The organism is Actinopolymorpha sp. B9G3 (genome assembly GCF_040120725.1).
Lineage (GTDB): Bacteria > Actinomycetota > Actinomycetes > Propionibacteriales > Actinopolymorphaceae > Thermasporomyces.
Genome location: NZ_JBEEAB010000015.1, coordinates 151258 through 164653, shown reverse-complemented (window position 1 = coordinate 164653; position 13396 = coordinate 151258). Strand labels below are relative to the sequence as shown.

The following is a 13396-nucleotide window of genomic DNA, read 5'->3' as shown; positions in this document are numbered from 1 at the left end:
AGTGCTGTGCCTTGGGCAGTGCTGTGCCTCGGAGCTCGTCCCGGGTTCAGCGCAACGACGCCGGATCCACCGGTGTACCGAGGCGGGCCGACTCCCCGCCGGCCAGGGCGAGCGTCAGCGCCACCAGCCCGTCCTCGGCAGTGACCCGCGACTCGGCGCGCCCCTCGAAGGCCGCGACGAACTCCGCCAACTGCTCGGCGTACGGATCGACCGCACCGTCGTCGGCGTAGACCACGTCACCCGCGCCGTCGGTCACCACTGCCGACGGCTTCGAGTCGAACCGCAGCACGCCTTCGTCGCCCTCGATCTCGAACGTCGACCGCAGCTCGGTGCCGGGTACGTCCCAGATCCCCGTCACCTCCGACTCCACCCCGCTCGCGTGGGTGAGCGTGGCAGAGGCGTGGACGTACTCGTCGGGGCCCGCGCCTGGCTCCGACGTCGTGAGGGGCTCGGACCGGCCGACCACGTGGGTCACCTCGCCCGCCACCCAGCGGGCGAAGTCGAGGTCATGGATGGCGAGGTCGACCAGCACGCCGCCGGACCGTGCGACGTCGACGAACCAGGTCCCGCGACCCGGGCTCGCGTTGATCCGGAAGAACCTCAGCTTGCGGAGCGCGCCGATCCGGCCGGAGAGTACTGCCTCGCGGGTGCGTACGTACGCCGGGAAGAAGCGCAGCACCTGCGCGGGAAACAGTCCCACTCCCGCCGACCGGCAGGTCTCGATCATCGCCCGCCCCTCGGCCGGCGTCCGCGCGAGTGGCTTCTCGCAGATCACGTGCCGGCCCTTGGCCGCCGCCTCGAATGCCCACTCGGCATGGGTGTCGGTCGGCGTGCAGATGTCGACGATGCTCACCCGGTCCAGCAACTCCGCCAAATCGGCGACCGCGGTGATCCCGTGCTCGGCCGCGAACGCCTCCCCACGGCCCCTGTCACGGGAATGCACGACGACCGGGATGCCGAGTCGCTGCCACGCGACCGTGTGCTGGTTGCCCATCAGGCCGGTACCGACCAGCCCGACGCACGGCGTGGTTTCCGTCATGCGGCCTCAGCTTAGATGAGTGATTCCGCTCCGAATCAGTCCTCCGGAGTGCCGGGCAGCGGTCATCGGCCAGCACCGGCGGCGCCGGCGTGCGCCGGTCCCGGGCCGTGAGGCAGTTCGTCGTCGACGAACCTCGGCCGCGCGGCCAGCAGCCCCGCGGCCATCTGCGGAAGGACCAGTACCAGGAGGAACCCGATCGGGATCGTCCACCCGCCGGTCACCTCGAACAGTGCCCCGAGGGCGAGCGGACCGATGGCGGCGATGAGGTACCCGATGCTCTGTGTGAACGCCGACAGCGGGCCTGTCACGTCGTACGACCGCGACCGCAGCCCGATCATCGTGAGCGTCAGCGGGAACGCGCCGCCGCCCAGCCCGAGCAGCACCACCCACGCCACCGCACCGGCCCGGGGCGCGAGCAGGAGTCCGGCGTAACCCACGAGGAACGCCACCCCGCACGCCCACACGAGAATGCGCTGGTCAGGGAGCCTGGCCGCGATCGTCGGGAACGCCAGCGAGAGCGGGATCCCCATCAGCGGCAGGACCGCCAACAGCAGACCCGCCGACGCCGCCGAGACACCGGAATCACGGAAGATCTGCGCCAACCAACCGAACGCGGCGTACGCCTGAAGGGACTGCAGACCGAAGTAGAGCGCCAGCGACCACGCCAACGGCGAGTGCCGGAGGTCGGCGAAGCCGCGCTTCCTTCCGTTCCTACGACGGGAGTCGCGGTGGCCACGCGCTCCACCGAACACCAGCAGCCAGCCGACCAGCGCGACACCGGCTATGACCGCCCAGACGCCGAGACCGGACCGCCAGCCACCGAGCGTCGCGGCGAGCGGCACCGTCAGCGCCGCCGCAATCGCTGCCCCCGCCGCCATCGACGTCGTGTAGGCGGCCGTGGCGAGGCCGACCCGCCTCGGGAAGTACTCCTTGACGAACGCCGGCAGCACGACGTTGCCGACCGCCATGCCTGCCAGGGCGAGCGTCGTGGCCAGCAGGAACACAGTGCTCCACGGCACCACGGCCCGGACCGCCTGGCCCACCACCACGACCGTCAGCGCGACCGTGAGGACGTTGCGGGCGCCGAACCGGCGCGCCCACCCGGCCGCCACCGCACCGAACGCCGCGAAGCACACCAGCGGCAGGGTGGTGAGCACACCCGCGACTGTCGGCGTCAGGTGGAGGCCGCCGCGGATGTCGGCAAGAAGGGCACCGACACTGACGACCGCCGAACGAAGATTGAACGCCAGCAGAACGACCGCCGCGAGGAGCAGCCAGCCCGGCCACGCCTTCACACTCCCGGCGGGACGAACGCCCGCCGCGGGGACGCCATCCCCTGCGGCGTCTGGGGATTGAGCGGCGTCTGCCGCGTCAGCGGCACCTGCCGCGTCAGCGGCACCTGCCGCGTCAGCGGCGTCGTCCGCCTCCGGGGCGGAGTTCACTTGTGCTGGCAGGGAGGGTGCGGGGACTCGCGGCGATAGTGACACGTGGTCCCACCCTATGGCGTCACTCCAACCCAGCAGGTGGCGGCCGCATCCTCGGACAAACGCGTTGGCGGTGCCGCAGACCCGGAACGGGTGGTCAGGAACGTCGCGCCACGCGGGACGGCCGGAGCCGACGTACGACGTCGCGGACGACGAGGGCGATGAACCGGGTGTTGGTCACGGCGTACCGCCCGAAGAGCCGGCGCGGCTCCTGCGCCAGCCGGAACAACCACTCCATCCCCAGCCGCTGCACGGTCACCGGAGCGCGCCGGAGCTCACCCGCCAGGACGTCGAAGCTGCCGCCCACGCCGATGCAGACGGGTACGCCGGTGGACTCCGGTCCGGCGACGACGACGCGTTCCTTCGCCGGTGTCGGCATCCCGACGAACAGCACGTCCGCGGCGCTACGGCGGATCTCGGCGAGGATCGCCGGCTCCTCCTCGGGTGCGTAGTAGCCGTTCCGGAGCCCGGCGACCTGCACGCCTTCAGCACGGAGACGTTCGCCGAGGCGGGTGACGACGTGTTCGCGGCCGCCGAGCAGATAGATGCGCCAGCCCGCGTCGCGCGCCAGCCGCAGCACCTGCTCCATCAGGTCGATGCCGGCGACGCGTCCGGGTAGTGGCTGCCCCAGCATCCGCGCCGCCCAGACGAACGGCTGCCCGTCCGACCCGACGAGATCGCCGCGTTCGAGGAGGGCGAGATAGTCGGGGTCGTCGTTCGCGCGTACGACATTGGCCGCGTTGACGCACAGATGCGTGCCCGGCCCACGTGCGGCGATCCGTTCCTCGACCCAGGCGAGGGTCTCGTGCATGTCGACGGCGTCGACCGGAACACCGAGGATCCGCATCCTGCGTCCCTCGCTGACCAGTGCCATCCTCGCCGCCCTTGCCTGTCGCGCGCCCGCGGACACCCTAGATGTACCGGTCGACGACGGCGAACCGGCGGTGGGCAAGGGTGGGATTACGCTGGCGTACGGCTTCCACCCGGGCCGCGTCGATCTCGCCGACGCAGCTGCCTGGCTCCTCGCCCAGGCTCGCGACCACCACGCCCATCGGGTCGACGACCATGCTCCGCCCGCAGTACGCCGGCGGGGACTGGGCCGCCGCCGCGACGTAGCAGGTGTTCTCGATCGCCCGGGCCCGCAGGAGGGTCGACCAGTGGTCCTCCTTGAGCGGCCCGCGCATCCACGCCGCCGGGACCACGAGGACGTCGGCACCGTCATCGGCGAGTGCGCGGGTGAGCTCGGGAAACCGCAGGTCATAGCAGGTGAGCAGGCCGAGCCGATGGCCCCCGAGGGGGACGATGACCCGCTCGCTGCCGCCCGACACCAGCCGGTCGGACTCGCGGTAGCCGAACGCGTCGTAGAGGTGGATCTTGCGGTACGTGCCCATCAGCGAACCGTCGGGCCCCAGCGCGACCAGGGTGTTGTACGCCCGCGCGCGATCATCGTCACAGGTCTCGAACATGCCGGCGATCACCGCGGCGCCGAGGTCCTTCGCGAGCCCGCCAAGCGCCTGGACGAACGGACCGTCGACCGGCTCCGCGGCGTCGCCGAGCGACGTGTCCGGCGTCCCGAAGTCGTACATGCTCGCCTCCGGGCACACCACCACGTCTGGCGCCGCCCACGCCGTGGCCTGGGCGAGGCGTCGGATCTCCGCGAGGTTCTCGGCCTTGTCGAGGCTGGCACGGAACTGCAACAGGGCAATACGCACGTACGCCAGTCTGCCCGGTGAGGGTGAAAGACTCGACCCGTGGGCGACCAGGGAACCGCGGACTTCGACGTCGTCGTTCTCGCCGGTGGGACGGCGCGACGGTTCGGCGGCGCGGACAAGGTCCTGCTGCCCGTGGCTGGCCGGCCGATGCTGGAGCGGGTGATCGGTGCCGGTGCGGCGGCGCGGACGGTCGTGGTCGTCGGACCGCAGCGGCCGCTCCCCATTGGCGCGCCGACCGTGCGGTGGACCCGGGAACGGCCTGCCGGCTCCGGCCCCCTCGCGGCCGTGGCCGCCGGCCTCGAACTCTGCGGTTCGGCGATCGTCGTCATCCTGGCGGGCGACATGCCGTTGCTCGACTCCACCGTCGTACGCCAGCTGGTTCAGGCCGCGCGCGAGGCGGCGGATGTCGACGGGGCCGTCCTCGGCGACGCGGAGGGGCGGCGGCAGCTCCTGGCCGGTGCGTACGTCCGCGACTCGCTGGGTCGCGCCCTGGCCGCCATCGGCGATCCGCGCGACCTGCCGATGCGCCTGCTGCTGGACGAGCTCCGTCTCGCCACCGTCCGCGACCCTCGCGCGGTCCTCGACTGCGACACCCCCGAGAACCTCGCCCGCGCCGACGAGATGGCCACCAATCCCCTGTCCGCTCCGCGCCGGTGGGAATGATCACGTACGCGTGATCATTCCCCACAACACGCGGCACATTCGCCGTGCATCGTGGGCAATTGCCACGCATGGTGAAGGCTTCCCACCGGCGGGACGGCTGAGATCGAACGAGAGGGTTGACCGTGCTCACCGACTGGGTCCAGGAACTGTCCGCGGCTCTGGACATCACTCCGCCATCCGGCCCGCCCGACCCGTCCCACCCGTCCGACCCGGACGCCGACCTCGTGAACCTCGTCCTCGACCTTGCCCGAGACGCGGCGCATGCGGTCGACCGGCCGGCGGCGCCCTTGACGACGTTCCTCGTCGGCTATGCGGCTGCCCAACGTGGCGGCGGGGCCACGAGTCTCGCCGCCTGCGCCGCCGTCGCCCGCGACCTCGCGGCCACCTGGGAACACCGGGCGGCGGGTGGCACCACGGAGTCCTGACCTCGGCTACTGTCGTCCCGCCATGTCCACATCCCGCCTGTCCAGCGTGTCGTCCGCGTCGGCCCGCCTGCCGGACGTCCGGCTTCCCGCCGCCTACGTGTCGCCGCTGCGTCAGATCGGGACCAGGATCGCCGCAGCACTCATCCTGCTGGGGCTCGTGGTCCTCATCGTCTACCTCGACCGTGACGGCTACAAGGACAGCGCCGGCGGCCCGCTCAGCGTGCTCGACGCGGTGTACTACGCGACGGTCAGCCTCACGACCACCGGGTACGGCGACATCACGCCGGTGACTCCGGGCGCGCGTCTTACCAACATCCTGCTCGTCACGCCGCTGCGGGTCGCGTTCCTGATCGTCCTGGTCGGTACCACACTGGAGGTGCTGGCGACGCGGAGCCGCGAGCAGTGGCGCATCTCGCGATGGAGGAGTCGGTTGCGCGATCACACAGTCGTCGTCGGATTCGGTACGAAGGGCCGCAGCGCGGTCGACACCCTGGTCAACGGCGGGATACCGCCCGAGCAGATCGTCGTCGTCGACCCGCAGCAGTCCGCGATCAACGAGGCCAACGCCGCCGGGCTCGGCGGCATCGTCGGCGACGCCACTCGTGCCGACGTGCTGCGCCGGGTCGAGACGCAGACGGCGAGCCGGGTCATCGTCACCACCCACCGCGACGACGCCGCCGTCCTGGTCACCCTCACCGCCCGCCAGCTCAACCCCGACGCCACGGTCGTGGTCGCGGTCCGCGAGGCAGAGAACATCCCGCTGCTCCGGCAGAGCGGCGCCGACATCACCGTCACGTCCTCGGACGCGGTCGGCCGGATCATGGGTTTGTCGACGGTGAGTCCGGCACTCGGCGCCGTGCTCGAGGACCTGCTCACCTACGGCGAAGGCCTCGAAGTGGCCGAGCGCTCGGTGCTGCCCCGCGAGGAGGGCTGCTCGCCGCGCCAACTGGACGACGTCGCGGTGGCCGTCGTCCGAGACGGCGAGGTCTACCGCTACTACGACCCCACCGTCTCCCAACTGCTGCGCGGTGACCACGTGGTCGTCGTACGCCCGGCCCAGGAGCTGCCTTGGGCGCCGCGACCAGGCGCCAACGGCGACGACGACGCGATCGCGCCCGACGAGGAGGGGGATGGTCCGGGCCGGCCGGGTTCGTCGACCGGCGACCGTCCCGGCCCGGGGAGCTGATCGATGATGCGGGCGGTCGTGGCGACCGGCACAGGCGGTCCGGAGGTCCTCACCGTCGCGGAGGTGCCAGATCCTGCACCCCCGGGCCCCGGCGAGGTCGCGATCGCGGTCACGGCGGCCGGTGTCAACCGCCCCGACCTGGTGCAGCGTCAGGGCAACTATCCGCCGCCGCCCGGCGCGTCCGAGATCCTCGGCCTGGAGTGCTCCGGCCGGGTCGCCGAGGTCGGCCCAGACGTGCCGAACCTCGCGCCCGGTGCCGAGGTGTGCGCCCTGCTGGCGGGCGGCGGCTACGCCGAGCGGGTCGTCGCATCCGCCGGTCTGGTCCTCCCCCGCCCCGAGGGCGTCTCGCTGGTCGAGGCCGCGGCACTTCCCGAAACCGTCTGCACCGTCTGGTCCAACGTCTTCATGCTGGCCGGCCTGCGTCCCGACGAGACGCTGCTGGTCCACGGTGGCGCGAGCGGGATCGGTACGACGGCGATCCAGCTCGGGCGCGCCCTTGGTGCCCGGGTGCTCGCCACTGTCGGCGGTGCGGAGAAGGCCGCACGCTGCCTGGAGCTCGGCGCCTCGGCGGTCGCCAGCTACCGCCAGGAGGACTTCGTCGAGTTCGTCCGGCGTGAGACCGATGGCCACGGTGCCGACGTGATCCTCGACATCGTGGGAGCTCCGTACCTTGCCCGCAACCTTGACGCGCTGGCCACCGCGGGACGGCTGGTCGTCATCGGGCTGCAGGGCGGTCGCCGGGGCGACATCGACCTCGGCACGCTGCTCGCCAAGCGGGGCGCGGTCCTTGCGACCACGCTGCGTGGACGCCCGCTCCCGGAGAAGGCCGCGATCGTGGCCAGCGTCGCCGAGCACGTCTGGCCGCTGGTCGCGGACGGCCACCTCCGCCCGGTGATCGACCGGGTTCTTCCGCTCGACGAAGCCGCCGAAGCCCACCGCGTCCTGGAGGCGAGCGAGCACGTCGGCAAGGTCCTTCTCGCCGTCGCGGCAGGCTGAGTGCGCGCTCGGACCGGATGATCCAGTCTGGGTGGCTTGTCGGAATTCGGTCAGATTCTGGTGGCTCCGGGGAAACCGTTCGGGCGGTTCGCCGCGTCGTAGCCAGATAGCCATGGCACGCCGTGCCACTCCCGTCGCGCGCGGTGTGGCCGCACGGGACGCGTACGCGATGCCAGGTAGTTCGGCAATGAGGGAGGCAGGCGACCGATGAACATCGACCACGCACTGAGGGAACGCCGGCTCGCCCGCATCCGGATCCGCGCCGAGGTGGCCCGCAGGCGTTCCGAACGCATGCGCACCGGACAGCGAGCGGGCGGCCGGTCCGCTGGATCGGTCCGTACCTACACACCCGGTGGTTCTCCGGGATCGGGCTCCTGACCTGGGCAGGCGTCAGCTCTGACCTGGGCAGTTCCTACCGTGGCGTCCTCGTCGAGGGGGCCGTCCTCGCATTGCGTACGACATGGGGTAAGGATGGGGCCATGACCGATGCTCCCCAGAGCCCTGGCGTCCCCCACGACGAGGACAGCGACGGGCAGGACAAGCAACGCCGCGACGAGTCTCCCCGCGTCATGATCGTCGGTCCGGACGGCATGGCGGTGGAGGGTCCGCCCGCCAAGGAGTCCGACGGCGACGACGAGGAACGCTCGGTCACCGACCTTGTCGAACAGCCGGCCAAGGTGATGCGGATCGGCAGCATGATCAAGCAACTGCTCGACGAAGTGAAGGCCGCCCCGCTCGACGAGGCGAGCCGGCAGCGGCTACGCCAGATCCACAAGTCGTCCATCTCCGAACTCGAGAAGGGCCTCGCCCCCGAGTTGGTGGAGGAGCTGGAGCGGCTGTCGCTACCGTTCGACGAGGGTACGGTGCCGAGCGAAGCGGAGCTTCGGGTCGCGCAGGCGCAGCTGGTCGGTTGGCTCGAAGGCCTCTTCCACGGGATCCAGACCGCGTTGTTCGCGCAACAGATGGCGGCGCGGGCACAGCTCGAGCAGATGCGGCGGACGCTGCCGCCGGGTACCCCGATCCCCCCGCAGATGCAGCCGCCGGCCGACCACGACCGCCCGGGCGGCATGTACCTCTAGACGGTACGCAGAGGCTGAGGCCTCGCTCATACCGTCGAGAAGCCGAACAGCTTGTCGAGGACGGCTGCGACGCCATCGTCGTCGTTGCCGGGGCACCGGCGCTCGACCGCTGCCAGCACGTCGGGGTGCGCGCCGGCCATGGCATAGGCCGTGCCTGCCCATGACAGCATCGCCAGGTCGTTGGGCATGTCACCGAACGCCACCACCTCCTCCGCCGAGACACCCCGCTCGGCGCAGAACGCGGCAAGGGTGGTCGCCTTCGACACCCCGGGCGCGGAGATCTCGAGCAGTCCGGCACCTCCGGAGTACGTCAGCTCGGCCAGGTCTCCGGCGACCTCACTGGCCTTGGCGAACAGCACGTCCGCGTCATGCCCGTTGTGCTTGGCCAGCAGTTTGACGGCCGGCTGGCTGCCGAACAGTTCCGTGACCTCTCCGACAAAGGTCTGGCTGGCGAAGTCGCCGAGTGGTTCGTACGTCTGCTCGTGACCGAACGTCTCACCGAACTCCACCCCGAAGCTCACCCCGGGTATCGCCGCCCGAATGGCGTCGACGACCGCGAGCCCGATCTCGGGAGCGAGGGGATAGCTGTCGACGACGCTCTCCTTGTGCAGGTCGTAGACAAGGGCTCCGTTGGAGCAGACCGCGATGCCGCGGTGTCCGGTGGCGTCGGCGATGTGGCGGAGCCACCGGGGCGGCCTGCCGGTGGCGAACACCACCGTGGTGCCGGAATCCTCGACGCGGGCGAGGGTACGGCGGGTCCTGGGCGACACCGTTCCGTCCGTACGCAGAAGAGTGCCGTCGAGGTCGCTCGCCACCAGCCGAGGCCGACCGGCGCTCGGGGGGCGGTGCGGGCGCAGAGGTGGCGACGACATACCCCCATCCTGTCAAGTACGGAAACCCGCTCCGTCCCGGACCTGGCCGCGGGAGATCACAGCTACCGTTGCCGGCGTGGGATTCGAAGGGTCATACCTGTGGCGGCTGCGGCAGAAGGTCGGCAACGAGCTCCTCCTCCTTCCGGGTGCTGAGGTCCTGGCCTTCGACGACGCTGAACGCTTGCTGCTGATGCGGCGTGCGGATACCGGGCGATGGTCGGTGCCAGGCGGTTGCGCTGAGCCTGGTTCTACGTTCGCGCAGACGGCGATCCGTGAACTCGAGGAGGAGACCGGCCTTCGCGCCGATCCTTCTGGTCTCGAGCCGTTCGCCAGTGTTTCCGATTCGACGACGACGTACCCGAACGGTGACAAGGTGCAGGCGTTCGTCATGTGTTTCGCTGTCTTCAGGTGGACCGGCGCGCTGACGCCGTGCGATGGTGAGGCGCTGGAGCTGAGCTTCTTCGCGCCGCAGGAACTGCCCGACGATCGGAACCCGTACGTCGACGAGGCGCTCTCCCTATGGAACGCGTACCGGAAGAACGGACGGTTCCAGGCCTGCTGAGCTGGCAGCGCGTCAGCTGACGGCCCGCTCCAATCGGGCGGCTGCCTTCGGCGCCACCTCGTCGGCGACCTCGCGTGCCTCGTCCTCGCTGGTCGACCAGACGTAGACGGCACTGACCAGGTCGCCCCTGCGCTGGTAGACCGCAAGGTAGGAGTAGTCGGTACCGCTCTTCCGGCTGTCCTGACCACGCCACGCGAACGCGTCGCCGAGGGTACCGGTCGGCGGATCGACCACCTCGACGTCCGCCATCTCGCCCTGGCTGTGCTCCCAACCGTCGCAGCCCCCGACCGCCTTCTTGATCTCCGCGAACGCCGCCTTGCCCTTGCCGGGCTGGTAGGCGACCGCTTCGTTGCTCACCACGAGCTCGGCCACGTTCGCCGACTTCCAGAAGAAGTCCTGGTTGCGGGCGAGCCGGTCACCATCGGCCGCCGACTTCCGCGCGCAGATGTCGTTGGTCGGTGCGTCGAGGGAGTCGTCCTGGTCCTGGACCTCCACCTCGCGGCCGACGTCACCTTCGCCCAGCACGATGACACCTATCGCGGCCTTCAGCTCCGCCGCGGTCATCTTCCGTTCGGGCTTCGGCTTGTCACCGACCGGCTTCGCCGCTGGCTTGTCGGACCGGGAGGCGGTCTCGGGAGACCCCTGCTCGTCCGAGCTGCAGCCGGCCAGCATCAACACGCCGACCGCGAGCACGGAAAGGACATATCGGGTTCTAGGCACGGGTCGGCACTCTAACGAAGATCCGCCGAGCGCCGACAGGCCCGGGCCGCCCGCGGTGCAAATGACCACGCTACCCATGCCTGTGCAAGCCGGAACAGGTGTCGGTACCTGTCCAACGACCAAAGGCATACCCAGCGTGGTCATGCGCGGCTCTCCTGCGAAGCGCGTACGCACTGTCACGGTGAGCCATGGGCCTCCACACGAGGAAACACGGGCTCGGGCGTCGGCAGGTCCCCGCCCGGACCGACGATCCTGGTCTGCGCCACCAGGCGTCCGGCGATCCCCGGCGTGAACGGTTGGAGTTCGACGGCGAGGGCCCGAAGCGCCGCCACCAGAACTCCGAGCACCGTGTCGAGCCGTAGTCCCGCGTCGCCGTCGCCGCCGCGTTCGGCTTTGGCCAGCAGCCACGGTGCGGCCTGCTCGACGTACCGGTTGGCCGCATTGACCACCGTGGTCACCGCAGCGGCCGCACCGCGCAGGTCGAACCGCTCCAGCGCGGCGTCGATCCGCGCCGGTAGTTCGGTACACGCGGACAGCAGCGGCTTCGCGTCGGTGTCGGCGTACCCGCCCTCAGCAGGCGGCGGGACGACCCCCTGCCGGTAGCGGTGCACCATGCTCACCACCCGCTGGGAAAGGTTGCCGATCCCGCCCGCCAGGTCGCGGTTGGCAGCGTCGACCAGGCGTTGAACCGTGAAGTCGGTGTCGCCGACCTTCGGTACCTTCGCGACGAGCCACCAGCGCACCGCATCCGTACCGAAGTCGGCGGCGAGCTGCGCGGGGTCGACGATGTTGCCGAGCGTCTTGCTGAGCCGGCGCCCGTTCGCGGTGAGGAAGTCGTGGACGAAGATCTCGTGCGGCAGCGGCAGTCCGGCCGACAGCAGCATCGCCGGCCAGTAGACCGCGTGGAAGCGCAGGATGTTCTTGCCGATCACGTGGACGCGCCGGTCGCTCTCGCGCCACCAGGTACGAAACGCGTCCGCGTCGGGACCGGTGCCGTAGTCGAGCGAGGTGATGTAGTTGCCGAGCGCGTCCCACCAGACGTACATCACCTGGGTCGGATCGTCGGGCACCGGAACGCCCCAGCCACGGGTGCGTTCGGCCGAACGCGAGATCGAGAAGTCCTCCAGACTGGCGGCGACGAACGCCCTGACCTCGTTGGCGCGCACGGCTGGCTCGATGCGGAGCCGCCCGCTGCCGAGGAGATCCGCCAGCTGGTCCTGGTAGCGGGACAGGCGGAAGAACCAGTTCTCCTCGCTGACCAGCTGCGGCGCGCGCTCATGGTCGGGGCAAAGGCCGTCGACCAGTTCGTCGGGCGTGTAGAACTGCTCGCAGCCGACGCAGTAGAGCCCTTCGTAGTGGCGCCGGTAGAGATCGCCCGCCTCCGCACACGCCCGCCACAGCCGCTCGGCGCCGGGACGATGACGCGGGTCGCGGCTGGTACGGATGAAGTCGTCGTACGACAGGTTCAGGGCATCGCGAAGCGACTCGAACACCGCCGCGTGGTCGTCGACGAACTCCTGCACGGGAACGCCGGCCTGCTCGGCAGCCTGGACGTTCTTGAGGGCGTTGTCGTCGGTCCCGGACTGGAGCCGGACCTGCTCACCGCGCAGGCGGCGATGTCGAGCGAGGACGTCCGCCTGGACCAGCTCCAGGGCGTGCCCGAGATGCGGGTCGGCATTGACGTACGGAATCGACGTGGTGACGTAGTACCGCTTCAGTGCGGTGGGCATCGGGCTTCCTTTCACGGGTGGTGCTCGCGAGAGGGCGCCGGCCACAGACTTTGCGGTGACATGAGAAAAGGCCCCTCCGCGAGGGGCCTTCGGGCAGTGAGTACGGCACGTAGGCGGCCCCTAGCGGGGCCGCATCATCTCCTCGGCACCGGCGATGCGCGCCGGGCGTGGACTGTGGTGCCGGATGGTCATGGGGTGAGAATACCAGCCGGCTGAGGGTTCGCCCGCTGGTCCAGCGGACGGAGCGAGGGCATGGGGACGGCAACCCGCGCCTGGGCTGCGTCACGACAGCGATCGGGCGAGGTCGGCCAACCAACGCTTGGAGTCCGCCGCCGAGCGCAGTCGCACGACCCGCACCCCGGACGCGCTGAGCTCCGACAGCCGGCCCGGCAGTTCACGGCGATGCCGGCGGTGTGACTTGACCGCCCACACCAGAAGCGAGTTCCGGCCGAACAGCGCGGCCCAGTGCTCCCGGTTGCCGTTCCACAGCTCGGTCCGGCGAACGATGCGTACGGCCGTCCGCCGGACGATTCTGGGGACGATCACCCACAGCGGCAGGTCCAGCCAGACCACGACGTCGGCCTGGGGCCACAGGCTTCCGCTCACCCGATCGATGTAGTTGCCGTCGAACACCCATCGCGGCCGCCGGGCGAGCTCCTCGACCGCGCTGGTGAACTCCTCAACCGGCCGCGGTGACCAGTTCGGTCCGTGGGCGAGACTGTCGAGCTCCACATGATCGGCGCCGATGAGTGGGGCGACCTCACCGGCAAGTGTGGACTTCCCGGTACCGGTGGTACCCAAAACCACCACCCGGCGCGGGGACTGCGGCTCCGCAGCCTCGTCCGCCTCCCGCCGACTCACCGCCATCGCTTGTGCTCTCCTCGCTCTCCTCGCCCCACCGGTGCCGTACGTGCCTCCTCGAGAGGAG

Annotated in this window: 15 protein-coding genes; 7 read left to right on the top strand and 8 right to left on the bottom strand. The window is 70.5% G+C overall.

Features of this window, described 5'->3' with window-relative positions:
* Positions 1 to 46: 46 nt before the first annotated feature.
* From ABNF93_RS24175 to ABNF93_RS24160, 4 genes are all read right to left on the bottom strand, one after another.
* On the bottom strand, positions 47 to 1039 hold the full coding sequence (locus ABNF93_RS24175; protein ID WP_349330443.1) for a Gfo/Idh/MocA family protein: 993 nt from the start codon (positions 1037 to 1039) through the stop codon (positions 47 to 49).
* Between the two features lie 62 nt (positions 1040 to 1101).
* Complete coding sequence (locus ABNF93_RS24170) at positions 1102 to 2481, bottom strand: MFS transporter (RefSeq protein ID WP_349330442.1); 1380 nt, start codon at positions 2479 to 2481, stop codon at positions 1102 to 1104.
* Between the two features lie 139 nt (positions 2482 to 2620).
* Positions 2621 to 3397, bottom strand: a complete 777-nt coding sequence (locus ABNF93_RS24165; RefSeq protein ID WP_349330441.1) for a WecB/TagA/CpsF family glycosyltransferase — start codon at positions 3395 to 3397, stop codon at positions 2621 to 2623.
* Between the two features lie 37 nt (positions 3398 to 3434).
* The gene (locus tag ABNF93_RS24160; RefSeq protein WP_349330440.1) at positions 3435 to 4235 is read right to left on the bottom strand and encodes a carbon-nitrogen hydrolase family protein; all 801 of its coding nucleotides are present in this window, start codon (positions 4233 to 4235) and stop codon (positions 3435 to 3437) included.
* Positions 4236 to 4274: 39 nt separating this feature from the next.
* Here ABNF93_RS24160 and mobA point away from each other — a divergent pair, with 39 nt between their 5' ends.
* From mobA to ABNF93_RS24130, 6 genes are all read left to right on the top strand, one after another.
* Complete coding sequence (mobA, locus tag ABNF93_RS24155) at positions 4275 to 4898, top strand: molybdenum cofactor guanylyltransferase (protein WP_349330439.1); 624 nt, start codon at positions 4275 to 4277, stop codon at positions 4896 to 4898.
* A 122-nt stretch (positions 4899 to 5020) separates the two neighbouring features.
* The gene (locus tag ABNF93_RS24150; protein ID WP_349330475.1) at positions 5021 to 5323 is read left to right on the top strand and encodes a DUF6457 domain-containing protein; all 303 of its coding nucleotides are present in this window, start codon (positions 5021 to 5023) and stop codon (positions 5321 to 5323) included.
* A 22-nt stretch (positions 5324 to 5345) separates the two neighbouring features.
* Positions 5346 to 6509: a potassium channel family protein gene (locus ABNF93_RS24145; RefSeq protein WP_349330438.1), complete on the top strand. Its 1164-nt coding sequence runs from the start codon at positions 5346 to 5348 to the stop codon at positions 6507 to 6509.
* Positions 6510 to 6515: 6 nt separating this feature from the next.
* Positions 6516 to 7505 carry an NAD(P)H-quinone oxidoreductase gene (locus ABNF93_RS24140; protein ID WP_349330474.1) on the top strand — a complete coding sequence of 330 codons (990 nt, stop codon included), beginning with the start codon at positions 6516 to 6518 and terminating at the stop codon, positions 7503 to 7505.
* A gap of 207 nt (positions 7506 to 7712) precedes the next feature.
* Positions 7713 to 7883 carry a hypothetical protein gene (locus ABNF93_RS24135; protein WP_349330437.1) on the top strand — a complete coding sequence of 57 codons (171 nt, stop codon included), beginning with the start codon at positions 7713 to 7715 and terminating at the stop codon, positions 7881 to 7883.
* Between the two features lie 191 nt (positions 7884 to 8074).
* Entirely contained in the window at positions 8075 to 8584 is a 510-nt protein-coding gene (locus tag ABNF93_RS24130) for a bacterial proteasome activator family protein (protein WP_502877623.1), read from the top strand.
* Between the two features lie 26 nt (positions 8585 to 8610).
* On the opposite strand, the gene ABNF93_RS24125 is transcribed toward ABNF93_RS24130, so the two are convergent.
* Positions 8611 to 9456 (bottom strand): HAD family hydrolase, encoded by an 846-nt coding sequence (locus ABNF93_RS24125; RefSeq protein ID WP_349330436.1) that lies wholly within the window; start codon positions 9454 to 9456, stop codon positions 8611 to 8613.
* A gap of 76 nt (positions 9457 to 9532) precedes the next feature.
* Here ABNF93_RS24125 and ABNF93_RS24120 point away from each other — a divergent pair, with 76 nt between their 5' ends.
* Entirely contained in the window at positions 9533 to 10018 is a 486-nt protein-coding gene (locus tag ABNF93_RS24120) for an NUDIX domain-containing protein (protein WP_349330435.1), read from the top strand.
* Between the two features lie 12 nt (positions 10019 to 10030).
* Here the strand turns inward: ABNF93_RS24120 and ABNF93_RS24115 are convergent, their stop codons facing one another.
* From ABNF93_RS24115 to ABNF93_RS24105, 3 genes are all read right to left on the bottom strand, one after another.
* Positions 10031 to 10738 carry a hypothetical protein gene (locus tag ABNF93_RS24115; protein WP_349330434.1) on the bottom strand — a complete coding sequence of 236 codons (708 nt, stop codon included), beginning with the start codon at positions 10736 to 10738 and terminating at the stop codon, positions 10031 to 10033.
* Between the two features lie 176 nt (positions 10739 to 10914).
* Positions 10915 to 12468 (bottom strand): methionine--tRNA ligase, encoded by a 1554-nt coding sequence (gene metG, locus ABNF93_RS24110; RefSeq protein ID WP_349330433.1) that lies wholly within the window; start codon positions 12466 to 12468, stop codon positions 10915 to 10917.
* Positions 12469 to 12750: 282 nt separating this feature from the next.
* Complete coding sequence (locus ABNF93_RS24105) at positions 12751 to 13335, bottom strand: P-loop NTPase family protein (protein ID WP_349330432.1); 585 nt, start codon at positions 13333 to 13335, stop codon at positions 12751 to 12753.
* Positions 13336 to 13396: the final 61 nt, after the last annotated feature.